Below are 24,056 nucleotides of genomic sequence, written 5' to 3'. Positions count from 1 at the left end.
AGCATGCAAGAAAGCGTGATGCAGCGCATGTGGGAAAGCGCCCACCTTTCAGGTGGTAACGCTGCATATGTGGAAGAGCTCTACGAGCTCTACCTGCACGACCCTAACGCTGTGCCAGAAGAGTGGCGCACTTACTTCCAGAAGTTGCCCGCCGACGGCAGCACCGCTACTGATGTATCGCACTCGACAATCCGCGACCATTTCGTACTGCTGGCAAAGAACCAGCGCCGCGCCCAACCGGTATCTGCCGGGAGCGTGAGCAGTGAACACGAGAAGAAGCAGGTTGAAGTTCTGCGACTGATCCAGGCCTATCGTATGCGCGGCCATCAGGCTGCCAAGCTCGACCCCTTGGGGTTGTGGCAGCGCCCTGCGCCCGTAGACCTGTCGATCAATCACTACGGCTTGACCAATGCCGATCTTGATACGACCTTCCGTGCCGGCGACCTGTACATCGGCAAAGAGGAGGCGAGCCTACGCGAGATCATCGAGGCGCTCCAGAAGACATATTGTCGCACCATTGGCGCCGAGTTCACCCATATCGTCGATTCCGAGCAGCGCAGCTGGTTCCAGCAGCGCCTGGAAAGCGTGCGCGGCCGCCCGGACTTCTCCGCCGACGTGCAGGCTCACCTGCTCGAGCGCGTGACGGCCGGTGAAGGCCTCGAAAAGTACCTGGGCACCAAGTACCCGGGCACCAAGCGCTTCGGCCTTGAGGGTGGCGAAAGCCTGATCCCGATGCTGGACGAAATGATCCAGCGTTCCGGCTCCTACGGCACCAAGGAAGTCGTGATCGGCATGGCCCACCGTGGTCGTCTGAACGTGCTGGTCAACACCTTCGGCAAGAACCCGCGCGAGCTGTTCGACGAGTTCGAAGGCAAGAAGATGAACGAGCTGGGCTCCGGTGACGTGAAGTATCACCAGGGCTTCTCCTCGAACGTGATGACCACCGGTGGCGAAGTTCACCTGGCCATGGCGTTCAACCCGTCCCACCTGGAAATCGTCTCTCCGGTGGTCGAAGGTTCGGTGCGCGCCCGTCAGGACCGCCGCAACGACACCGCCGGCGACAAGGTGCTGCCGATCTCGATCCACGGTGACGCTGCATTCGCAGGTCAGGGCGTGGTCATGGAAACCTTCCAGATGTCGCAGACCCGCGGTTTCAAGACCGGCGGTACTGTGCACATCGTGATCAACAACCAGGTTGGTTTCACCATCAGCAACCCGCTGGACGCGCGCTCCACCGAGTACGCCACCGACGTTGCCAAGATGATCCAGGCGCCGATCCTGCACGTGAACGGCGATGACCCGGAAGCGGTGCTGTTCGTCACCCAGCTGGCCATCGATTACCGCATGCAGTTCAAGCGTGATGTGGTCATCGACCTGGTCTGCTACCGCCGTCGCGGCCACAACGAGGCCGACGAGCCCAACGGTACCCAGCCGCTGATGTATCAGCAGATCAGCAAGCAGCGCACCACCCGTGAGCTGTACGCCGAGGCGCTGATCCAGGCCGGTCGCATCGATGCCGAGCGCGCCCAGGCCAAGATCGACGAGTACCGCAACGCGCTGGACAACGGCCTGCACGTGGTCAAGAGCCTGGTCAAGGAGCCGAACCGCGAGCTGTTCGTCGACTGGCGTCCGTATCTGGGCCACGCCTGGACTGCGCGTCACGACACCCGTTTCGACCTCAAGACCCTGCAGGACCTGTCGGCCAAGCTGCTCGAGCTGCCGGAAGGCTTCGTCGTCCAGCGTCAGGTGTCGAAGATCTACGAAGACCGTCAGAAGATGCAGGCCGGTGGCTTGCCGATCAACTGGGGTTATGCAGAGACCATGGCGTACGCCACCCTGCAGTTCGAAGGTCACCCGATCCGCATGACCGGCCAGGACATCGGCCGTGGCACCTTCTCGCACCGCCACGCGGTGTTGCACAACCAGAAGGACGCCAGCACTTACGTGCCGCTGCAGAACCTGTTCCCGGGCCAGCCGCGCTTCGACCTGTACGACTCCTTCCTGTCGGAAGAAGCGGTACTGGCCTTCGAATACGGCTACTCGACCACCACGCCGAATGCGCTGGTGATCTGGGAAGCCCAGTTCGGCGACTTCGCCAACGGTGCGCAGGTGGTGATCGACCAGTTCATCACCAGCGGTGAGCACAAGTGGGGCCGCCTGTGCGGTCTGACCATGCTGCTGCCGCACGGTTATGAAGGGCAGGGCCCGGAGCACTCCTCCGCGCGCCTGGAGCGTTACCTGCAGCTGTGCGCCGAGCACAACATTCAGGTCTGCGTACCGACGACTCCGGCACAGATCTACCACCTGCTGCGTCGTCAGGTCATCCGTCCGCTGCGCAAGCCGCTGATCGTGCTGACGCCCAAGTCGCTACTGCGCCACAAGCTGGCCGTGTCGACCCTGGAGGACCTTGCAGAAGGTTCGTTCCAGACCGTGATCCCGGAAATCGACACCCTGGATCCTGCCAAGGTCGAACGCCTGGTGCTGTGTGGTGGCAAGGTCTACTACGACCTGCTGGAAAAACGCCGTGCCGAAGGCCGCGAAGACATCGCGATCGTGCGTATCGAGCAGCTGTACCCGTTCCCGGAAGACGACCTGGTCGACATCCTGGCGCCGTACACCAACCTCAAGCATGCCGTCTGGTGTCAGGAAGAGCCGATGAACCAGGGCGCCTGGTACAGCAGCCAGCACCACATGCGCCGTATCCTGGGCCGCCACAACAAGGCGCTGGTCCTGGAATACGCAGGCCGCGACGCTTCCGCCGCGCCAGCTTGTGGTTACGCTTCGAAGCACGCCGAACAGCAGGAAAAACTGCTGCAAGACGCCTTCACTGTCTAACGCCTTCGCGCACTTGAAACCGAATTTAAGGAAACACTGCTAATGGCTATCGAGATCAAAGCCCCAACCTTCCCGGAATCGGTTGCCGATGGCACCGTTGCCACCTGGCACAAGAAGCCGGGCGAAGCCGTCAAGCGTGACGAGCTGATCGTCGACATCGAGACTGACAAGGTCGTCCTGGAAGTCCTGGCTACCGCCGATGGCGTGATGGGCGACATCGTCAAGGGCGAGGGCGATACCGTCCTGTCCGACGAAGTGCTGGGTTCGATCGTGGAAGGTGGTGCTGCCGCCGCCGCACCTGCAGCCGCTCCGGCCGCTGCTGCTCCGGCTGCCGCTGCCCCTGCCGCCGACGCCGGCGAAGATGACCCGGTCGCCGCTCCAGCCGCGCGCAAGCTGGCTGAAGAGAACGGCATCGACCTGGCGACCGTTGCCGGTACCGGCAAGGGTGGCCGCATCACCAAGGAAGACGTGGTTGCCGCAGTTGCCAACAAGAAGTCCGCGCCTGCCGCTGCTCCTGCTGCCAAGCCTGCCGCTGCCGCCCCGGTGGTGACCGCTGCTGGCGATCGCACCGAGAAGCGTGTGCCGATGACCCGCCTGCGTGCCAAGATCGCCGAGCGTCTGGTCGAAGCCCAGTCCAACATGGCGATGCTGACCACCTTCAACGAAGTCGACATGACCGAAGTCATGGCCCTGCGTTCGAAGTACAAGGACCTGTTCGAGAAGACCCATAACGGCGTGCGCCTGGGCTTCATGTCGTTCTTCGTCAAGGCTGCCACCGAAGCGCTGAAGCGTTTCCCGGCGGTCAATGCCTCGATCGACGGCAACGACATCGTCTACCACGGCTTCGCCGACGTCGGCGTTGCCGTCTCCAGCGACCGTGGCCTGGTAGTACCGGTACTGCGCAACGCCGAATCGATGAGCCTGGCTGAAATCGAGAACGGCATCGCCACCTTCGGCAAGAAAGCCCGTGACGGCAAACTGTCGATCGAAGAAATGACCGGCGGCACCTTCACCATCACCAACGGTGGTACCTTCGGCTCGATGATGTCGACCCCGATCGTCAACCCACCGCAGGCCGCCATTCTCGGCATGCACAACATCATCCAGCGCCCGATGGCCATCAACGGCCAAGTGGTTATCCGCCCGATGATGTACCTGGCGCTGTCGTACGATCACCGCCTGATCGACGGCAAGGAAGCGGTAACCTTCCTGGTCACCATCAAGAACCTGCTGGAAGATCCGTCCCGCCTGCTGCTGGACATCTAATCGCGCAGCTGTAAGCTGCAAGCCGCACGCTTCAAGCCGAAGCCTGCTGGTCTTGCGGCTTGCAGCTTGCCGCTTGAAGCTAAAAAGGAATCTTTTATGACCCAGAAATTCGATGTAGTGGTGATTGGTGCAGGTCCTGGCGGCTATGTGGCTGCCATCAAGGCTGCCCAACTTGGTCTGAAGACTGCCTGTATCGAGAAGTACACCGACGCCGAGGGCAAGCTGGCCCTGGGCGGCACTTGCCTGAACGTAGGCTGCATCCCCTCCAAGGCGCTGCTCGACAGCTCCTGGAAGTACAAGGAAGCCAAAGAGAGCTTCAACGTCCACGGTATCTCCACTGGCGAAGTGAAGATGGACGTCGCCGCGATGGTTGGCCGCAAGGCTGGCATCGTCAAGAACCTGACCGGTGGCGTTGCCACCCTGTTCAAGGCCAACGGCGTCACTTCGATCCAGGGCCACGGCAAACTGCTGGCTGGCAAGAAAGTCGAAGTCACCAAGGCGGATGGCACCACCGAAATCATCGAAGCCGAAAACGTGATCCTGGCCTCCGGCTCGCGTCCGATCGACATTCCGCCGGCTCCGGTCGACCAGAACGTCATCGTCGACTCCACCGGCGCCCTGGAATTCCAGTCGGTTCCCAAGCGCCTGGGCGTGATCGGTGCTGGCGTGATCGGCCTGGAGCTGGGTTCGGTATGGGCTCGCCTGGGTGCTGAAGTCACCGTCCTGGAAGCCCTGGACACCTTCCTGATGGCTGCCGACACCGCAGTGTCGAAAGAAGCCCAGAAGACCCTGACCAAGCAAGGCCTGGACATCAAGCTGGGCGCTCGCGTCACCGGCTCGAAAGTCAACGGCGACGAAGTCGAAGTGACCTACACCAATGCCGATGGCGAGCAGAAGATCACCTTCGACAAGCTGATCGTCGCGGTTGGCCGTCGCCCGGTGACCACCGACCTGCTGGCCTCCGACAGCGGTGTCAACATCGACGAGCGTGGCTACATCTTCGTTGACGATCACTGCGCGACCAGCGTGCCGGGCGTCTACGCCATCGGCGACGTGGTGCGCGGCATGATGCTGGCGCACAAGGCCTCGGAAGAGGGCATCATGGTCGTCGAGCGCATCAAGGGGCACAAGGCCCAGATGAACTACGACCTGATCCCTTCGGTTATCTACACCCACCCGGAAATCGCATGGGTCGGCAAGACCGAACAAGCCTTGAAGGCCGAGGGTGTTGAGGTTAACGTAGGCACCTTCCCGTTCGCGGCCAGCGGCCGTGCGATGGCGGCCAACGACACCGGTGGTTTCGTCAAGGTCATCGCTGATGCCAAGACCGACCGCGTTCTGGGTGTACACGTAATTGGCCCGTCGGCTGCCGAACTGGTTCAGCAGGGCGCAATCGCAATGGAATTCGGCACCAGTGCCGAGGATCTGGGCATGATGGTCTTCAGCCATCCAACCCTGTCCGAAGCGTTGCATGAAGCAGCGCTGGCAGTGAATGGCGGCGCCATTCACGTGGCCAACCGTAAGAAGCGTTAATTATAAGAAACCACGGCGGGCTGCCCGTCGTGAGTCTTGCGTGCATGACTCACCGCGGAACGTCCGCCGGACCGGATCACACGGGAAAACCCGGGGTCAACGGTCACAGGTGGTGCGGCGCCAGTAATGGCGCAGCGCCGAAGCGCAGTACCTAACGAAGACGGTAAAAAGCATGAATCTTCACGAGTATCAGGGTAAGCAGCTGTTCGCTGAGTACGGCCTGCCAGTTTCCAAGGGTTTCGCGGTCGATACCCCTGAGCAAGCTGCAGAAGCCTGCGACAAGATCGGCGGTTCCGAGTGGGTTGTCAAAGCCCAGGTCCACGCTGGTGGTCGCGGTAAGGCGGGCGGCGTCAAGCTGGTTCGCAGCAAGGAAGACGCCAAGGCGTTCGCTGCACAGTGGTTGGGCAAGAATCTGGTTACCTACCAGACCGATGCCAACGGTCAACCCGTCTCCAAGATTCTGGTCGAATCCTGCACTGACATCGCCAAAGAGCTGTACCTGGGCGCTGTAGTGGATCGTTCGAGCCGCCGTATCGTGTTCATGGCCTCCACCGAAGGTGGCGTGGACATCGAGAAAGTCGCTCACGAAACGCCTGAGAAGATCCTCAAGGCTACCATCGACCCGCTGGTCGGCGCTCAGCCGTTCCAGGGGCGTGAACTGGCATTCCAGCTGGGCCTGGAAGGCAAGCAGGTTCAACAGTTCGCCAAGATCTTCGTTGGCCTGGCCAAGCTGTTCAAGGATCACGATCTGGCCCTGCTGGAAGTGAACCCGCTGGTGATCAAGGCCGATGGCGACCTGCACTGCCTCGATGCCAAGATCAACATCGACGCCAACGCCATGTACCGTCAGCCTAAGCTGAAGACCTTCCACGACCCGTCGCAGGACGACGCCCGTGAAGCCCACGCTGCCAAGTTCGAACTGAACTACGTTGCCCTGGAAGGCAACATCGGCTGCATGGTCAACGGTGCCGGCCTGGCCATGGGTACGATGGACATCGTCAACCTGCACGGCGGCAAGCCAGCCAACTTCCTCGACGTTGGTGGCGGTGCTACCAAAGAGCGCGTTACCGAAGCGTTCAAGATCATTCTGTCCGACAGCAATGTCGCGGCCGTTCTGGTCAACATCTTCGGCGGCATCGTTCGCTGCGACATGATTGCCGAAGGCATCATCGGTGCAGTGAAAGAAGTTGGCGTTAAGGTTCCGGTCGTCGTTCGCCTTGAAGGCAACAACGCCGAACTGGGCGCAAAAGTACTGGCAGAAAGCGGTTTGAACATCATTGCGGCAACCAGCCTGACCGACGCTGCTCAACAAGTTGTCAAAGCTGCGGAGGGCAAGTAATGAGCGTCCTGATCAATAAAGACACCAAAGTCATCTGCCAGGGCTTCACCGGCTCGCAGGGTACTTTCCACTCCGAACAAGCCATCGCCTATGGCACCAAGATGGTCGGCGGCGTTACCCCGGGCAAGGGTGGCACCACCCACCTGGGCCTGCCGGTGTTCAACACCGTCAAGGAAGCCGTGGAAGCTACCGGCGCTGACGCTTCGGTGATCTACGTTCCGGCTCCGTTCTGCAAGGACTCGATCCTGGAAGCAGCTTTCGGCGGTATCAAGCTGATCGTCTGCATCACCGAAGGCATTCCTACCCTGGACATGCTCGATGCCAAGGTCAAGTGCGACGAGCTGGGCGTTACCCTGATCGGCCCTAACTGCCCAGGTGTCATCACCCCGGGCGAGTGCAAGATCGGCATCATGCCAGGCCACATCCACCTGCCAGGCAAGGTCGGTATCGTGTCGCGTTCCGGCACCCTGACCTACGAAGCGGTCAAGCAGACCACCGACGCCGGTTTCGGCCAGTCGACCTGCGTGGGTATCGGCGGCGACCCGATCCCAGGCTCGAACTTCATCGACATCCTGAAGCTGTTCCAGGAAGACCCGAAGACCGAAGCGATCGTCATGATCGGTGAGATCGGCGGTTCGGCTGAAGAAGAGGCCGCGGCCTACATCAAGGCCAATGTCACCAAGCCTGTCGTTTCCTACATCGCTGGTGTTACTGCACCTGCGGGCAAGCGTATGGGCCACGCTGGCGCCATCATTTCCGGCGGCAAGGGTACTGCGGACGAGAAGTTCGCCGCCCTGCAGGACGCTGGTGTGAAGACCGTGCGTTCCCTGGCTGACATCGGCAAGGCCCTGGCCGAGCTGACTGGCTGGGAAGCCAAGAAGTAAGTAGCACCCGCTTTACGTAGTACCCCCCACGCGCACAAAGGCTACCTTCGGGTGGCCTTTGTCGTTTTTGTGATCGGTTAACGCGACCCAAAGGTTCGGAAAATTCGACCGAGCTCATCAGGTTTTTCAACCAGACATTCGCTCGAATCAGCAATAAATTGTCGTTGAACACGGTCAACCAGACGACAAACATGTACGCACATCGGACAGGCAGCACTGTGCCAGTGCGTTTGCCGGGTAAAACGGTTAATCTACGCGTTCACTCTGTGCCCGTACCCCAAAAGGGAACGACACGCTAAACGGGTCTGGCCCATCAAGCCGGGCAGCATTTCCCTCACCCATGGGGAAATCCCTTCTCGAATCCCGATTTCAGCAGTGTGGTACTACCCTAAATGAAAGTTTTAAAAGGCCAGGATATCCTGGCGCTTGGCTTTATGACGTTTGCCCTTTTTGTGGGCGCTGGCAATATCATCTTCCCCCCCATCGTTGGCCTGCAGTCCGGGCCGCATGTCTGGATGGCCGCCCTGGGCTTTCTGGTAACGGCGGTGGGTCTGCCGGTCATCACCGTGGTCGCACTGGCCAAGGTCGGTGGTGGCATGGATGCACTCAGCAGCCCGATCGGCAAGTTCTTCGGTGGCTTGTTGGCGGCGGTGTGCTACCTGTCGGTCGGCCCGCTGTTCGCCACCCCGCGCACGGCGACCGTGTCGTTCGAAGTGGGGGTTGCACCGCTCACCGGCGAAAGCCCGCTGGCGTTGTTCATCTACAGCCTGGTGTACTTCATCGTGGTACTGGCGGTGTCCATGTACCCGGGCAAGTTGCTCGATACCGTGGGCCGTTTCCTCGCGCCACTGAAGATCATCGCCCTGGCGGTCCTTGGCATCGCTGCGTTCGCGCTGCCGGCTGGCACCATTGGTGAAGCGCAGCCCGCCTATGCAGCCGCGGCCTTCTCCAAAGGCTTCTCCGATGGCTACCTGACCATGGACACCTTGGGTGCGCTGGTCTTCGGCATCGTGATCGTCAATGCCATCCGTTCGCGGGGCGTCGAATCGCCGAAGCTGATCACCCGCTATGCCATCATCGCCGGCCTGATTGCCGGTGTAGGCCTGGCGCTGGTGTACATCAGCCTGTTCCGTCTGGGGGCCAGCAGCCATGATATCGCGGCTGGCGCCACCAACGGTGCAGCGGTATTGCACGCCTACGTACAGCACACCTTCGGTTCGCTGGGCAGCGGCTTCCTGGCGGTGCTGATCGCGCTGGCCTGCCTGGTGACTGCAGTAGGCCTGACCTGCGCATGCGCCGAGTACTTCAGCCAGATCCTGCCGCTGTCGTACCGTGCGCTGGTGGTGATCCTGGCGGGCTTCTCGCTGCTGATCTCCAACCTGGGCCTGACCAAGCTGATCATGTTCTCGATCCCGGTGCTGACCGCCATCTACCCGCCGTGCATCGTGGTGGTGGGGCTGAGCTTCGTCAATGACCTGTGGAATTCGCCTACGCGCATCCTCGCGCCAGTCATGCTGGTGTCGCTGTTGTTCGGCATGGTTGACGCGATCAAGGGCAGCAGCATTGCCCACGTGTTGCCGGACTTCATGGCGCACCTGCCGCTGAGCGATCAGGGCCTGGCCTGGCTCGTGCCGTCGGTGGTGACACTGGTTGCTGCCGTGGCGTGCGACCGCATGCTTGGCAAGCCGCGTGAAGCGCTGGCCTGACAGGTTGACGCCTGCCGTTGGCACCGGCCACAAGCCGTAGGGTGCCCGCGCTGGCTGTACACCGAACCCCGCATCCCTGAGGATGCGGGGTTTTTTATTGCGTGGATGTGTCTTTGCGTGCTCGCAGGCGTCGAACAGCGGTTGCTATCCTTGTGCCCTGGCCTTCGGGAAAACTGCATGAATTTCATCCAAAGCAATCTTCACAACGTGTTGGCCCTGTGCTGGTTCGCGCTTTGCTGGGGCGGCTATACCCGCTATGCCATCTGGAAGGGCCGCGACACCGCCTGCCTGGCCAGTGTCCTGCATCTGTACCGGGAAGACTGGATGCGCCGCATGCTGCTGCGCGACAACCGCATCGCCGATGCCAGTGTCATCGGCAATCTGGAGCGCAACGCGTCGTTCTTCGCCTCCAGTACCCTGATCATTCTGGCCGGTATCCTGACCGTTCTGGGGGCCACTGACCGCGCCCTGTCGCTGCTGGCCGACCTGCCTCTCGTGCAACAGGCCTCGCAGGGCATGTCGGAAATCAAGCTGCTTTGCCTGGCGATGGTGTTCGTCTATGCGTTCTTCACGTTCAGCTGGTGCATGCGCCAATACAACTTTGCCGCAGTGCTGGTGGGGTCTGCGCCCATGATAGGCGAGCGACTGGTCAGTGAGCTTGAGCGCAAGGCTTTCGCTTCGCGGGCGGCGAGGGTGTTGTCGCTGGCGGCCAACCAGTTCAACTTTGGCTTGCGCGCTTATTACTTCGGCATGGCCATGCTCACTTGGTTCATCAGCCCCTGGTTGTTCATGGTCGTGAGTGTCGGGGTGGTATTGATCCTTTATCGCCGGGAGTTCCACTCCGATGTGCTGGAAGTGATGGTTTTCACGCCGACGGAAAGTGCGCCTACCGAGATCAGCAAGGAAGGCGTCAGCACAAACACCTGAAACGTTTAATCCATAGCCGACAGGCATAAAAAAACCCGACATTGTCGGGTTTTTTTGTGCGTCGCTATTACTGCTTGGCAGGCTCAGCGGGTGCAGTAGCCGGAGTGGCCGGCGCGGCCTCTTCAGCAGCCTTCTGCTCGGCTTCAGCCTGATCTTTGGCAGCTTCGGCGTTTTCCTCGGCGGCGTCGTTCATTTTATCCTGAGCTTCGCCCATTTTTTCCTGGGCTTGCTCGGCATGTTCCTGCGCATCTTGGGCTTTGTCTTCGCTCGCTTTATCGCAAGCAGCCAGGCCCATGGCAGCAGCCAGCATCAGAGCAAAAGCAAATGGTTTACGCATTGGGTGTTTCTCCTTGGTGGAATAAGTGACTTGTTCCTTCGAGTTCGGCCGTGCGGCAATAGTTCCGTATCGTTTACAGATATATAACACCGCATTGCGCATAGACTTTTTATCACACTTATGCAGATGTAGCTTGCGCCGGCGGCCGTGAACTGGAGTGGGGTGTACCGATGACCGATTCAAGCTTGATAGCCATGGCCGAGCGTTTTTTATCGGCACTGAAACATTGCCAAGTGCTACAGATGCGTGTGGAACAGGCGGACACTGATGGCATGACGCTGATCTTGCCCTGGTCACCGGCCATCGTCGGTAACCCGCAGACCGGCGCAGTGCATGGCGGCGCCCTGACCACGCTGATGGACACCACCTGCGGGATGGCCACGCTTTGCGTGCTGCCAAGCTTTGAGGTATGTCCAACCCTGGACCTTCGCATCGACTACATGCATCCGGCAGAGGCGGGCAAGCCCATCTATGGTCATGCCCAGTGCTATCGGGTCACCCGGGACGTGATCTTCACCCGAGGCATGGCCTATCAGGACGACCCCGCCCAGCCGATATGCCAGGTTGTCGGCACCTTCATGCGCCTGGGGCAGGAGATAAAAGGTGGCATCCGCTTCGGCAAGGCGCTGAAGGAGGGCAGGGCATGATTCCCCAAGACGTACGTCGCCAGCTCAACGCGGCCCATGCGGTGGGCGATTACCAGCCATTGCTGGCGTTGATACCTTATGCCGGCCTGATCGGCATCACCTGCGAGCGCCAGGGCGATGATTTGCTGTTCCGCCTGCCGGCCAACCCGGACAACATCGGCAACCCTCTGCTGCCGGCCATCCATGGGGGTGTGATCGCTGGCTTCATGGAGCTTTCTGCCGCCTTGTATCTGCTGATCTACAGCGAGAGCGCCAGCATTCCCAAGATCATCGATTTCTCCATCGACTACCTGCGCGCCGGGCATTTTCGCGACACCTATGCGCAGTGCCAGTTGTGGCGCCAAGGTCGGCGGGTGACCAATGTGGCGATCACGGCCTGGCAGGGCGATCGACAAGCCCCGATCGCCACTGCCCGCGCGCATTTCAAGATTGAGCCGGAAAAGCCCTTGAAATCGTCGGGGCTGCCCCCATCTGCATGACATCCGCCGTTAATGCATGCCGACTCGGCTGCAGGCGCCCACTGCCATCAGATCGGAGTTTTGAAGACCATGAGTGTGGAAACACAAAAGGAAACCCTGGGCTTCCAGACCGAGGTGAAGCAGCTGCTGCACCTCATGATTCACTCGCTGTACTCGAACAAGGAAATCTTCCTGCGTGAGCTGATTTCCAACGCCTCCGACGCCGCCGACAAGCTGCGCTTCGAAGCTCTGGCCAAGCCAGAACTGTTCGAAAACGATGCCGACCTGAAAATTCGCCTGAGTTTCGACAAGGACGCCGGTACCGTGACCCTCGAGGACAACGGCATCGGCATGAGCCGCGAAGACGTGATCACCCACCTGGGCACCATCGCCAAGTCTGGCACGGCCGACTTCATGAAGAACCTCACCGGTGACCAGAAGAAGGATTCGCACCTGATCGGCCAGTTCGGTGTGGGCTTCTATTCTGCCTTCATCGTCGCCGACAAGGTCGACGTGTTCAGCCGTCGCGCTGGCCAGCCGGCTGCCGAGGGTGTGCACTGGTCGTCCAAAGGCGAGGGTGACTTCGAAGTTTCCACCGTCGAAAAACCACAGCGCGGCACCCGTATCGTCCTGCACCTGAAGAAGGACGAGCAGGAATTCGCCGATGGCTGGCGCCTGCGTAACGTGATCAAGAAGTACTCCGATCACATTGCCCTGCCGATCCAGCTGCCCAAGGAACAGGCAGCCGCCGAAGGTGAAGAGCAGCCGGCCGAAGAGTGGGAAACCGTCAACCGCGCCAGTGCCCTGTGGACCCGCCCGCGTACCGAAATCAAGGACGAGGAATACCAGGAGTTCTACAAGCACATCGGCCATGACTTCGAAAACCCGCTGGCCTGGAGCCACAACAAGGTCGAAGGCAAGCTCGAATACAACTCGCTGTTGTACGTGCCGGCCCGCGCGCCGTTCGATCTGTACCAGCGTGAAGCGCCCCGCGGCCTGAAGCTGTATGTGCAGCGCGTGTTCATCATGGACCAGGCCGAGTCGTTCCTGCCGCTGTACCTGCGCTTCATCAAGGGTGTGGTCGACTCCAATGACCTGTCTCTGAACGTCTCCCGCGAGATCCTGCAGAAGGATCCGATCATCGATTCGATGAAAACCGCGCTGACCAAGCGCGTGCTGGACATGCTGGAGAAGCTGGCGAAGAACGAACCCGAGCAGTACAAGGGCTTCTGGAAGAACTTTGGCCAGGTACTCAAGGAAGGCCCGGCCGAAGACTTCGCCAACAAAGAGAAGATCGCCGGTTTGCTGCGCTTCGCCTCTACCCATGACGAGGGCGGCGAGCAGAGCGTCTCCCTGGCCGACTACCTGGCACGCGCCAAGGAAGGTCAGGACAAGGTCTACTACCTCACCGGCGAGTCGTACGCGCAGGTCAAGAACAGCCCACACCTGGAAGTCTTCCGTAAGAAGGGCATCGAGGTGCTGCTGCTGACCGATCGCATCGACGAGTGGCTGATGAGCTACCTCAACGAGTTCGACGGCAAGGCCTTCGTCGATGTCGCGCGTGGCGACCTGGACCTGGGCAAGCTGGACTCCGAAGAGGACAAGAAGGCCCAGGAAGAAGTCGCCAAGGAAAAAGAAGGCCTGGTCGAGCGCTTGAAATCTGCGCTGGGTGAGAGCGTTGCCGAAGTGCGTGTGTCGCACCGCCTGACCGATTCGCCGGCAATCCTGGCCATCGGTGAGCAGGACCTGGGCCTGCAGATGCGCCAGATCCTCGAAGCCAGCGGGCAGAAGGTGCCGGACTCCAAGCCGATCTTCGAATTCAACCCGACTCATCCGCTGATCGAAAAGCTGGACAACGAGCAGAGCGAAGACCGCTTTGCCGAGCTGTCGCACATCCTGTTCGATCAGGCGGCGCTGGCGGCCGGTGACAGCTTGAAGGACCCGGCGGCTTACGTTCGTCGCCTGAACAAGCTGTTGGTCGAGCTGTCTGCTTGAGTTGATGCATCGATAAGCCCGCTTCGGCGGGCTTTTTTAATGGTGAATGCCCAAGGAGTGCTTGATGAGCAAGGTAATCGTCGAATCGCTGGTTTATCACCTGTCCGGCAAGACGTATGAAAGCCGCCTGGTGTATGAGCCCGGTGCGCTGGGGCGCCCGGGGCTTGTAATGGCGCCGAACTGGATGGGTATTGGCGAAGGTGCCGAGCGCATTGCCAAGGAAGTGGCCGAGAAGGGCTACGTGGTGCTGATTGCCGACTTGTATGGGCAATCGGTACGCCCTGCCAATGCTGAAGAGGCGGGCGCGGCCATGACGCCATTGAAGGATGACCGTGCTGAGCTACGCAAGCGCATGCGCGAAGCACTGTCGCAGCTGCTGGCCCAATCCAAGGCACTGCTGACCCCCGGCAAGGTGGCCACGTTCGGCTTCTGCTTCGGCGGCTGCTGTGCCCTGGAGTTGGCCCGCGATGGCGCTGACCTGAGGGCTGCTGTGTCATTCCACGGCACGCTGGATACCCCCAACCCGGAAGATGCCAAACGTATCCAGGGCTCGGTACTGGTGCTGCACGGTGCCTCCGACCCGCTGGTGCCGAAGGAGCAGTTGCCGGCGTTCGAGGAAGAGATGAACGCGGCCAAGGTGGATTGGCAGCTGTTGAGCTACGGTGGCGCGGTGCACTCGTTCACTGACCCGGGTGCCAATGTACCGGGCAAGATGCAGTATGACCGTCGCACTTCGGAGCGGGCCTTCCGCTCGATGCACAACCTGCTGACAGAAGTGTTCCAGCGCTGACATAGCGGGGGCGCTTCGCGCCCCATTGCCGGCAAGCCGGCTCCCACCCCGACCGCGCCGTTCTTCAGGCCTGCGCTTTACCTGCGCAAGCAACCGTCTTGCCCAATTTCTAAACGCCGGCGCAAGTCCATGTGTGTGGCTTGCCGGCGATGGGCTGCAGAGCAGCCCCAACATTACCGGGGCAACTCGATCCTTGAGGTTTCCCCGGGTACCTGCGGCCAATCTCCCGCAGCCCAGCGGGCTCTGGCCTGCTCGATCAGTTCCGGGTCACTGGCCACGAAATTCCAGTTCATCCGCCGCGGCCCGTCCAGCGGCTCCCCGCCAATCAGCACCAGCTGGCACTCGCCCTGCGCATACAGCGTCACATCCTCGCCCTCCGGCAGCACCACCAGGCTGCAAGGCTCCACATCCTCATCGCCCAGCACCAACTCGCCATCGAGCAGGTACAGCGCCCGCTGCACGTGGTCAGGCGGTATCAGCAGCGTGGTTGCCGGCTGCATCTGTACGTGCGCATAAAGGGTGGGGGAGAGCACGGGCACCGGTGATTCCAGGCAAAAACCGCTGCCGGCAATCATACAAATGCGTACCCCAAGGCTATCGCTCACGGGCAGGCTGGCGGCGGGGTGATGGCTGTAGCTCGGCGGGCTTTGTTCCAGCTCACGCGGCGATGCCAGCCACACCTGCAGCCCGTGCAGGCGTGAGCCGTGGGCCAGGGCGTCGGCAGGCGTGCGCTCGACATGCGCCACACCGCTGCCGGCAGTCATCCAGCTGACATCGCCAGGCAGAACGCGCTGCTCGGTGCCCAGGCTGTCTTTGTGCAGGATTGCGCCTTCGAACAGGTAGGTCAGGGTCGACAGGCCGATATGTGGGTGTTGGCGGATATCCATGCCATGGCCCGGCGCATAATCAGTTTCGAGCATGTGGTCGAAGAACACGAACGGGCCGACGCTGCGGCACTGCGCCGACGGCAGTGGGCGCAGGATCGGCTGGCCCTCGACCGATTCGGCGCGCGGGCGAATGACCAATGGGCTGCTCATGCTGTGCTCCAGGCGGTGGGAAATAGCACCAGCATAGCGGTTTGCCGTGCACGGCTGAACCGCTGGCTAGCCCGTCAGGTCTATTCTGCTCATACCCAGAGAAGGATGCTGCCCCATGATTGCCAGAGTGCTGGCCTGCCTGTTGTTGTGCGTAACGTGGTGCCAGGCGGCACAGGCACGTGATTATCGCTACAGTGACGCCCACCTGCACTATGTGGACTTCTTTCAGGAGACTGAAGGCATGTCTGCACTGATCAAGGCCATGGATGAAGCCGGTGTCGATCACTCGATGATTTCCGGTATTCCGGTGGCCAAGAAATGGCACGAGGATGAGCCCAAGCGGCCGCGCTACTACGCCGGTGACGACGCCGATGCCTACTGGTACAGCGCAACCGACACCTACGTGGCGGCGGCGCTGCAGAAGCTGCCGGCAGAGCAGCGCAAGCGCTTTCACCCTTTCCTGACCGGTTTCAATCCGGTAGACAAGAATGCGGTCAGCCATATCGAGCGCATGCTCGATCTCTACCCTGGGCTCTGGCAGGGCATAGGTGAAGTCTTCACCCGGCACGACGACCTCACTGCGCTCACCAGCGGGGACACGCCCCGCGCCAACAACGAGGCCATGACGCGTATCTATCACCTGGCAGCCGAACGCGACATGCCGGTGCTGCTGCATTCGAACATCACCTCAAAGCGTGAGCGCAACCCGCTTTACCTGGCCGAGATCGAAGAACCGTTGCGTAATCATCCGCATACTCGGTTCATCTGGGCGCACGCGGGCACGAGCATGGAGATTCATCGGCATCAGACGCAGATGGATTTTTTATTGCCGGTGCTGACGCGCCTGCTCGAGGACTACCCCAACCTGTATATCGACTTGTCCTGGACTGTGCTCAAGCCGTACCTGCTCGATGACAAGGGTGTGCCGCGCAAGGCGTGGCTGGCGCTGGTCGAGCGCTTCCCTGAGCGCTTCATGCTTGGGTCTGATGTGGTGGGCAAGTTTGGCAGCGTGGGGGAGCAGATGCACGGCTTCGAGCCGTTTCTGGATGCTTTGCCGCAGAAGGTGGCGCAGCAGGTGGCGCGGGACAACTTCCTGGCGGTCTTGCCCAAGGCTCGCTGACGCTCTGCCCGCAGCGCTGCGCGGCACAGGCATACACAAAAGAAAACGCCCCGAACCAGTCGGGGCGTTTTCATTTACAGCGTCAAAGCATCACTTGCCAGTCCAGCGCTTGAGCACGAGGGTGGCGTTGGTGCCGCCAAAGCCGAAGCTGTTGCTCATGACCGTGTCGATCTTGGCGTTTTCTTCGGTTTTGCGCAGGATCGGCAGGTCAGCGACTTCCGGATCCAGTTCGTCGATGTTGGCGGAACCGGCGATGAAGTTGTTCTCCATCATCAGCAGGCAGTAGATCGCCTCATGCACGCCAGCAGCACCCAGCGAGTGGCCCGACAGGCTCTTGGTCGAGCTGATCTTGGGCGCCTTGTCGCCGAACACGGCGCGAACGCCTTTGATTTCGGCAACGTCGCCGACCGGCGTCGAGGTGCCGTGGGTGTTCAGGTAGTCGATCGGGGTGTCGACCGTGGCCAGTGCCTGCTGCATGCAGCGAATGGCACCTTCGCCGCTTGGGGCAACCATGTCGTAGCCGTCGGAGGTCGCGCCGTAGCCGACGATTTCGGCGTAGATCTTGGCGCCACGGGCGAGGGCGTGTTCCAGTTCCTCGACCACGACCATACCGCCGCCGCCAGCGATGACGAAGCCATCACGGTCGGCATCGTAAGCGCGCGAAGCCAGTTCTGGCGTATCGTTGCGCTTGGTCGACAAGGCACCCATGGCATCGAACAGGAACGACTGGCTCCAGTGCTCTTCTTCACCGCCACCGGCGAAGACGATGTCCTGCTTGCCCCACTGGATCTGCTCCAGGGCGGTGCCGATGCAGTGTGCCGAGGTGGCGCAGGCCGACGAGATCGAGTAGTTCAGGCCCTTGATCTTGAACGGGGTGGCCAGGCACGCCGAGACGGTGCTGCCCATGGTGCGGGTGACGCGGTAGGGGCCGACACGCTTGACGCCTTTCTCGCGCAGGGTGTCCAGCGCTTCCATCTGGTTCAGGGTCGAGGCGCCGCCGGAGCCAGCCACCAGGCCGGTACGCGGGTTGGAAACCTGCTCTTCGGTCAGGCCGGCGTCCTTGATTGCGTCCTGCATCGCCAGGTAGGCGTACGCCGCAGCGTGGCCGACGAAGCGGTAGACCTTGCGGTCGATCAGTTCTTCGAGGTTGAGGTCGATGGAGCCGGAAACCTGGCTACGCAGCCCCTGTTCCTTGTATTCCGGGTTGTAACGGATACCCGGACGGCTGTTGCGCAGGTTTTCGGTGACGGTAGCTTTGTCATTGCCCAGGCACGATACGATGCCCAGACCAGTTATAACGACGCGGCGCATGCGAATAACCCTTAGAAATTGTCAGTGGAGGTGAACACGCCGACCCGCAGAGCGTCGGCTGTGTAGATCTCGCGGCCGTCAACGCTGACCGAGCCATCGGCGATGGCCATGTTCAGCTTGCCCTTCAGGACGCGCTTGATGTGAATGTTGTAGGTGACTTTCTTGGCGGTGGGCAACACCTGGCCAAAGAATTTCACTTCACCCGAACCCAGGGCGCGGCCACGGCCGGGCAGGCCCTGCCAGCCCAGGAAGAAACCAACCAGCTGCCACATGGCATCCAGGCCCAGGCAGCCAGGCATTACCGGGTCGCCTTCGAAATGGCAGGCGAAGAACCACAGGTCCGGGGTGATATCCAGCTCGGCGACCAATTCACCTTTGCCGTACTTGCCGCCTTCTTCGCTGATATGGGTGATGCGATCGACCATCAGCATGTTCGGCGCGGGCAGTTGCGCATTACCTGGGCCGAACAGCTCACCGCGACTGCAGCGCAGCAGGTCTTCCCGAGTAAAGGCGTGTTGTTTGGTCATGCGAGCTCCTCAATAACCCCCTGTGGCAGGGGATGAATCTTCCCGGCCAACCCGGCATCAGTCCGGGCGGCAGCCTACAGGTAGACTATTGCGTTGTAGTGAAAGTCACAGCGCACCTGGCGAAAGAAGTACAGGTGTGCACTGAAACGTCTATTTTCAGGGCCGATGACGGTCCTGTCCAGTCCTTAAGACTGCCGCACTTTAGCATTTATCGCCAGTCGCGACTGTCCGGCCAGGCAGCCAGCGTTGCAACACCTGCTGCAGGTCAGTGCGACGCAACGGTTTGCTCAGGTAATCGTCCATGCCGGCGGCCATGCAGCGTTCCCGGTCACCCTGCAGGGCGTTGGCGGTCAGGGCGATGATCGGCAGCTGGCCGCCGTTGGGCAGCAGGCGTATGCGTCGGGTGGCTTCATAACCATCGAGCTGTGGCAGGCGGCAGTCCATCAGGATGGCCGCAAAGTGCTGCTGGCTGACCTTTTCCACGGCCTGGATGCCGTCCTGGGCCACGCTGACTTCCAGGCCCAGGCTGCGCAACATGGCTTCGATCACGCTCTGATTGACCGGATTGTCCTCCACCAGCAGGATCCGTTCGCCTTGGGCGAGCGGTGTGTGAGCCGCCAGCGCGCCGGGCAATGCCACAGCAGCAGGGCTGGCCAGGGTAAGCGGCATTTCCAGGGTGAAGGTCGAGCCCAGCCCTTCGTGGCTTTCCCCGCGCAGCGTGCCGCCCATGCGTTCAGCGAGGGTACGAGCGATGGACAGCCCCAGGCCGGTACCGCCATAGCGCCGTGAAATCGAGCTGTCGGCCTGCTGGAAGGCGACGAACATCATTTCCAGGCGTTCGCTGTCGATGCCGATGCCGGTGTCGCGCACGCTGCAGGTGAACCAGAGCGTCTGACGATCGAGCGCCTGCCAACGAGCCTCGACCTGCACCTGGCCCCGTTCAGTGAACTTCAAGGCATTGCCGACCAGGTTGAGGAGGATCTGGCGGATGCGTGTGGGGTCGCCGACCACCTGCAGCTGCTGGCTCTGGGGCGGTAATTGCAGTTGCAGGTCCAGGCCCCGTTGCTGTGCGCTGTGCTGGAAGGACTGCACGCTGCTGGCGATCAGCTCGCCGAGGTTGAAGTCGATATGCTCCAGTTGCAGGGTGGTGCGTTCGATCCGGGAGAAATCGAGAATGTCGTTGATCACCTTGAGCAAGTGCCCGGTGGACTCGCTGGCCACAGCGGTGTACTCGGCCTGCTCGCTGGTCAGCTGGGTGGTTTCGAGCAGTTGCAGCATGCCCAGCACGCCATTCATGGGGGTACGCAACTCGTGGCTCATCATCGCCAGGAATTCCGACTTGGCGCCGTTGGCCTGCTCGGCCTCCTCGCGGGCCTGGATCAACTGGGCAATGGCTTGCTTCTGTTCGGCGCTGGCCTGTTCCAGGGCGCTGGCCAGGTTGTTGATGTGGCGCGCCAGGTGCCCCAGTTCGCTGTCGTCGACCACTGGCAGCGGGGTGTTGTAGTCACCTTGCTGGATGGCCTTGACCGCATGGCCCATGTCGCTGATCGGCTTTGCGAGGCTCATGGCCAGGCGGCGTGCCAGCAGGAAGGTGAACAGCAGGGCGAACAGTGCCAGGATGCCGGCCTTGATGACGATCTCCTGTTGGCGCTGGCTGAAGGCGTCGTCCGACATGCCGACGATCACCCTCCCCAGATAATCGTCCCCGATCGCCGGCGATGGCGCCTTGCCCTGCTGCAGGAAGTCACTGTCCAGGCGGATCTGTTGAAGGCGGATCGGAGCCTGGAATACCTCTACCCGCTGCGCCCGGTTGGTGCTTTCGTCGGCCTGCTCGACGTAGACGAGGATATGGTTGCGGCTGTCCTGCACTTCCAGGAAGCGCACATGCGGAATGCTCAGGGTGGCGCGCATCAACCCCTCGAGCACTTCGTTGTTGCCTGAAATTACCCCATATTCGGATGCCGGGGCCAATTGGTTGGCGATCAGTTGGCCGGTATGGTTGAGCTCCTGACGCAGGTCCTGAATACGCACGAAGGTGAAGAAGCTGATCAGCAGCAACGTCAGCAGCAGCGCAGGGCCCAGGCTGATGATCTGGGTGCGGGTGTGGATATCCCAGCTCAGGCGTTTGCTCATGGGGTGGGTTCTCCTTCGGCCAAAACCTTGGCAGTGGCGTTTGGATCGATCGGTTCCAGGCCCAGGGCGCGAGCCACCTGCTGGTTGCCACTGACCCCGAAGCGGTCGGGGTACTGGCTGCGCGGCCATTGCGCTGGCGGGCGGTCGAGCAGCCGGTCGAGCACCGCCAGCCAGTCTTCCTGGTCGCTGTAGGTACTGGCCAGAGCACCGGCGCGGACAAAACCGGCGTTCGGGCCGATCAACGCCATCTGCCGGCCATAGCTGCTGAGCAGCAGGTTCTTGGCGGTCTTGGAGTTGTAGAGGTCGGGGTCTTCCAGGCCCAGCAGCACGTCGCTGTTGCCCAACAGATTCAGCAGCGGCCGGCTGTCGCGCTGGTCCGGCCATTGTTGGGCGACGATTTCCAGCCCCAGAGGCCGGGCCGCCTGGCGCAGTTCGTCAAGCAGAAAATGGCTGTGTTCTGCGTACAGCACGCCGATGCGTTGGGCTTGCGGCAACAGGTAGCGGGCCAGGCGCAACTGGCGGGCCAGGGGCGGATCACTCCACAGCAGGGTCAAGTACGCCGGTCGTGACTTTCCCAGGCGCTGCTCGGCCTCTACGCGGCTGATGCGCATGGCCAAGGCCGGCGGGCCTTTGCTCTCGGCCAGGCGCCACTCCAGTGCGGCGCTGTCAAGCAGCACCAGGCGCAGGTCGGCCTGAAGCTTGCCTGGGCTAGGCAGTTGGTCGACGGTCTGAAACCTTACCTGATCGTGGTTGCGGCGGCTTTCGAGCGCTGCGACGAAGCTACGGATGCCGGGCTGTTCCTCGCCACCGACCAACAGGATTTCGCTGGCGGACAGCGAACCCATTGGCCAAAGGCAGAACACCAGCAGGCGCAGCAGGCGGGCCATCAGAACTCCAGCTCCGCGCTGACGCTCAGGCGGTGACGGCTGTCATAGCGGTTCTGCACGGTGGTGGTCGGTTCGTCGTCCAGGCGCTGCTGCCATAACGCGGCCAGTTCGAGGGTGCTGCCCTGGATACGAAAGCGTTTGGCCAGACGCAGGTCGAGGCGCTCGTAGCGGTACTGGTTGAGTGCATCGTCCCCGTAGTAGAACAGCGCACTGGACCAGCCATCACCCCATTCGCGCATCCACCCCGCCGAGCCACTGTTGCGGGCAGTGTTGGCGCTGTCGGCGGGGTTGCTGGCCCAGGCATCGACATAGGCATAAGTGAGCCGCAGGCGGTCGCGCCGGGTGGGTCGCCAGTCCAGCTGTGCCTCGCTGCCGCTGAATCGGGCCTTGTTGGCGTTACTGGCGATGTACTGGTTGTTGCGCAGTGGCTCGCTGATCATTCCGGTGATCTCGTCGTAGAACAGCTTCACATCCATGTTCAGGTCGATATCGGTGAACTGGCCGTTGTAGCCCAGCTCACGTGAGCGCATGCGTTCCTGGTCGAGGTCGCCCGGCCCGCGGGTCTTGACGAAATACTCGCCGTTCTGCTGGCCGAACGCAGTAGGGGTCAGGTTCGTGACCGTGTAGCTCCAGTTGACGTTGTTCTCGAACATGTCCGGGGAGCGCACTGCCTCGGAGTACACCGCACGCAAGCCGTGGCGCGGGGTGATCAGGTAGTTGACCGCCATGCGCGGTGACAACGAGCTGCCGGACAGTTGCGAATCTTCGAACATCGCGCCGCCCTGCACGATCCAATGCTCGTCCGCGCGCCACTCCAACTGGCCAAAGAGGCGCCAGGTCTGATCGTCCAGGCCGCCGTCGAAATACGTCTGCGAGTCGGCGCGGTCATAACGGTAGTTCATGCCGCTGAGCAGGCGCAGGTTTTCGGTCAGGCTCAGGGTGTCCTGGATTTCCAGGTCGTAGCGGGTTTCCCGGGTGCTCTGGTCGACATCGCCGCACACCACGTTGCTGCCGCCCTGGTTGTTCCACTGGTCCTTGATGGCATCGACCAGCGCCTGCTCTTCGGGGTTGCTGCTGTTGGGCGGGTTGTTCGCGCCGCGGGCGACCTGCTCGGCGAAATTCGGGTTGAGCTGCCACAGCCGGGTCAGTTCCGGGCTGAACGACAGCGCTGCGTCGCAGGCGCGCCAGACCTGCTGGCGGTCGAAGTGCTGAGCCGAGCCCTGCACGTACAGGCTGTGGTCAGGGTTGAAGTCGATGTTCCAGCGCACGGAGCCTGCGTAGTCCTTGGCATTGACGTCGGCATTGTTGCCGCTTTCGGTGACGAAGGGGAATACGGGCTGGTAGGTATAGGGCCGCTGGTTGCTGCCTTCTTTGGCTGCCAGTTGCCACTCCAGGGTCTGGTTTATCGCGAGGTTGTGGCTGACGCTGAGGTTGAAGCGGTTCAGGCGGCGGCTGTCGCGGTAATCCTGGCCGAACTGGTTTTCATCGAAGCCGTCATCTTTCTGGCCCGACACCGACAGGCGCAGGTCACCGCCGTCCCAGCCGAAGCCGTGGCTGAGGTAGTAGTCATCGATGCCATCCTGGCCGCGGGTCAGTTTCATGCGCGTGCCGTGGCTGTCGGCAGGATTGCGGGTGAGAATGTTGACCACCGCCATCAGGGCGTTGGCGCCGTAGCTGACGGTGTTGGGGCCGCGGAACACCTCGATGCGTTCGATGTCCTCCAGCGCCACCGGGATGTCGCTCCAGTCCACCGTGGCCAGGCCGGCGCGGTACACCGAGCGGCCGTCGATGAGCACCTGCATGCGTCGGGCTTCGTTGACGTTGGTGCCGTGGTAGTTGACGGTCGGCTGGTTGCCGGCGCCGTAGCCGATCATCATCCCCGGCACCAGGCGCAGCAGTTCGGGAATGTCGCGGGCGCCGCTGGCTCGGATCAGTTCGCTGTCGAGCACGGTCATGCTGCCCGGCACGGCGGCCGGGGACTGTTTCAGCCGCGTGGCGGTCAGAACCTGTGGCAGGTCGGCGTTGTCGATGAACAGGTCGTCGGCCACGGCCGGGCTGCCGAGCAATGCTGTGAGCAGCAACAGGCGAGGGTAGGGAGGCGTGCCAGGGAACACGATACGGCCTTGTATCAGAGTTGAAACAGGCATGGTAACTGACCATGGAGCTTTTGCCAGCCAAACGGTGGGCTGCGGGCTGCGAGCTGCAAGCTGCAAGCTACGAGCTGCAAGCTGCAAGCTGCAAGAAACAGCGACCTCACTGGCCACAAGGGTTTCTTATGGCTTGAAGCTTGAAGCTTGAAGCTTGAAGCTTGAAGCTTGAAGCTT

General features: G+C 61.6%; 19 protein-coding genes. 12 read left to right on the top strand and 7 right to left on the bottom strand.

What is annotated here, in order from left to right; genetic code table 11:
* The first annotated feature begins 3 nt into the window (after nt 1-3).
* The 7 genes from ABRP30_RS19210 to ABRP30_RS19180 all read left to right on the top strand — a co-directional run bounded on the left by ABRP30_RS19210 (nt 4) and on the right by ABRP30_RS19180 (nt 10,490).
* The gene (locus tag ABRP30_RS19210) at nt 4-2,835 is read left to right on the top strand and encodes a 2-oxoglutarate dehydrogenase E1 component (RefSeq protein WP_267817435.1); all 2,832 of its coding nucleotides are present in this window, start codon (nt 4-6) and stop codon (nt 2,833-2,835) included.
* 42 nt (nt 2,836-2,877) lie between these two features.
* Complete coding sequence (odhB, locus tag ABRP30_RS19205) at nt 2,878-4,101, top strand: 2-oxoglutarate dehydrogenase complex dihydrolipoyllysine-residue succinyltransferase (protein ID WP_267817433.1); 1,224 nt, start codon at nt 2,878-2,880, stop codon at nt 4,099-4,101.
* A gap of 96 nt (nt 4,102-4,197) precedes the next feature.
* Entirely contained in the window at nt 4,198-5,634 is a 1,437-nt protein-coding gene (gene lpdA, locus ABRP30_RS19200) for a dihydrolipoyl dehydrogenase (RefSeq protein ID WP_241807047.1), read from the top strand.
* Between the two features lie 172 nt (nt 5,635-5,806).
* Nucleotides 5,807-6,973 (top strand): ADP-forming succinate--CoA ligase subunit beta, encoded by a 1,167-nt coding sequence (gene sucC / locus ABRP30_RS19195; protein WP_011534748.1) that lies wholly within the window; start codon nt 5,807-5,809, stop codon nt 6,971-6,973.
* Nucleotides 6,973-7,857, top strand: a complete 885-nt coding sequence (gene sucD / locus ABRP30_RS19190; protein ID WP_016393102.1) for a succinate--CoA ligase subunit alpha — start codon at nt 6,973-6,975, stop codon at nt 7,855-7,857. The genes sucC and sucD overlap by 1 nt, the downstream gene beginning before the upstream one ends.
* 392 nt (nt 7,858-8,249) lie before the next feature.
* A complete protein-coding gene (gene brnQ / locus ABRP30_RS19185; RefSeq protein WP_267817429.1) occupies nt 8,250-9,563 on the top strand; it encodes a branched-chain amino acid transport system II carrier protein in 1,314 nt (437 codons plus the stop codon).
* 177 nt (nt 9,564-9,740) lie between these two features.
* Nucleotides 9,741-10,490 (top strand): DUF599 family protein, encoded by a 750-nt coding sequence (locus ABRP30_RS19180; protein WP_349976312.1) that lies wholly within the window; start codon nt 9,741-9,743, stop codon nt 10,488-10,490.
* A 67-nt stretch (nt 10,491-10,557) separates the two neighbouring features.
* Here the strand turns inward: ABRP30_RS19180 and ABRP30_RS19175 are convergent, their stop codons facing one another.
* Nucleotides 10,558-10,827 carry a hypothetical protein gene (locus ABRP30_RS19175; RefSeq protein ID WP_012315342.1) on the bottom strand — a complete coding sequence of 90 codons (270 nt, stop codon included), beginning with the start codon at nt 10,825-10,827 and terminating at the stop codon, nt 10,558-10,560.
* Between the two features lie 170 nt (nt 10,828-10,997).
* Here ABRP30_RS19175 and ABRP30_RS19170 point away from each other — a divergent pair, with 170 nt between their 5' ends.
* The 4 genes from ABRP30_RS19170 to ABRP30_RS19155 all read left to right on the top strand — a co-directional run bounded on the left by ABRP30_RS19170 (nt 10,998) and on the right by ABRP30_RS19155 (nt 14,717).
* A complete protein-coding gene (locus ABRP30_RS19170) occupies nt 10,998-11,474 on the top strand; it encodes a PaaI family thioesterase (protein WP_349976313.1) in 477 nt (158 codons plus the stop codon).
* Nucleotides 11,471-11,953 (top strand): PaaI family thioesterase, encoded by a 483-nt coding sequence (locus ABRP30_RS19165; RefSeq protein WP_267817423.1) that lies wholly within the window; start codon nt 11,471-11,473, stop codon nt 11,951-11,953. Before ABRP30_RS19170 ends, ABRP30_RS19165 begins: the two co-directional genes overlap by 4 nt.
* A gap of 69 nt (nt 11,954-12,022) precedes the next feature.
* The gene (htpG, locus tag ABRP30_RS19160) at nt 12,023-13,927 is read left to right on the top strand and encodes a molecular chaperone HtpG (RefSeq protein ID WP_349976314.1); all 1,905 of its coding nucleotides are present in this window, start codon (nt 12,023-12,025) and stop codon (nt 13,925-13,927) included.
* A 64-nt stretch (nt 13,928-13,991) separates the two neighbouring features.
* Entirely contained in the window at nt 13,992-14,717 is a 726-nt protein-coding gene (locus ABRP30_RS19155; RefSeq protein WP_241807041.1) for a dienelactone hydrolase family protein, read from the top strand.
* Nucleotides 14,718-14,890: 173 nt separating this feature from the next.
* Here ABRP30_RS19155 and ABRP30_RS19150 read toward each other — a convergent pair whose 3' ends face one another.
* On the bottom strand, nt 14,891-15,754 hold the full coding sequence (locus tag ABRP30_RS19150) for a pirin family protein (RefSeq protein WP_349976315.1): 864 nt from the start codon (nt 15,752-15,754) through the stop codon (nt 14,891-14,893).
* 115 nt (nt 15,755-15,869) lie between these two features.
* On the opposite strand from ABRP30_RS19150, the gene ABRP30_RS19145 reads away from it, so the two are divergent.
* The gene (locus ABRP30_RS19145) at nt 15,870-16,874 is read left to right on the top strand and encodes an amidohydrolase family protein (protein WP_349976316.1); all 1,005 of its coding nucleotides are present in this window, start codon (nt 15,870-15,872) and stop codon (nt 16,872-16,874) included.
* Between the two features lie 90 nt (nt 16,875-16,964).
* Here the strand turns inward: ABRP30_RS19145 and fabB are convergent, their stop codons facing one another.
* The 5 genes from fabB to ABRP30_RS19120 all read right to left on the bottom strand — a co-directional run bounded on the left by fabB (nt 16,965) and on the right by ABRP30_RS19120 (nt 23,879).
* Complete coding sequence (gene fabB / locus ABRP30_RS19140; RefSeq protein WP_012315335.1) at nt 16,965-18,185, bottom strand: beta-ketoacyl-ACP synthase I; 1,221 nt, start codon at nt 18,183-18,185, stop codon at nt 16,965-16,967.
* Between the two features lie 11 nt (nt 18,186-18,196).
* A complete protein-coding gene (gene fabA / locus ABRP30_RS19135) occupies nt 18,197-18,712 on the bottom strand; it encodes a 3-hydroxyacyl-[acyl-carrier-protein] dehydratase FabA (RefSeq protein WP_241807037.1) in 516 nt (171 codons plus the stop codon).
* A gap of 201 nt (nt 18,713-18,913) precedes the next feature.
* On the bottom strand, nt 18,914-20,845 hold the full coding sequence (locus ABRP30_RS19130; protein ID WP_349976317.1) for an ATP-binding protein: 1,932 nt from the start codon (nt 20,843-20,845) through the stop codon (nt 18,914-18,916).
* Complete coding sequence (locus ABRP30_RS19125; RefSeq protein WP_349976318.1) at nt 20,842-21,732, bottom strand: ABC transporter substrate-binding protein; 891 nt, start codon at nt 21,730-21,732, stop codon at nt 20,842-20,844. Before ABRP30_RS19125 ends, ABRP30_RS19130 begins: the two co-directional genes overlap by 4 nt.
* Nucleotides 21,732-23,879, bottom strand: coding sequence for a TonB-dependent siderophore receptor (locus tag ABRP30_RS19120; protein WP_267817409.1), 2,148 nt, complete (start codon nt 23,877-23,879; stop codon nt 21,732-21,734). The genes ABRP30_RS19125 and ABRP30_RS19120 overlap by 1 nt, the downstream gene beginning before the upstream one ends.
* Between the last annotated feature and the right edge of the window lie 177 nt (nt 23,880-24,056).

Source organism: Pseudomonas sp. WHRI 8519 (genome assembly GCF_040224055.2).
Taxonomy (GTDB): domain Bacteria; phylum Pseudomonadota; class Gammaproteobacteria; order Pseudomonadales; family Pseudomonadaceae; genus Aquipseudomonas; species Aquipseudomonas putida_X.
This window is presented reverse-complemented; position numbering and strand designations above follow the sequence as displayed.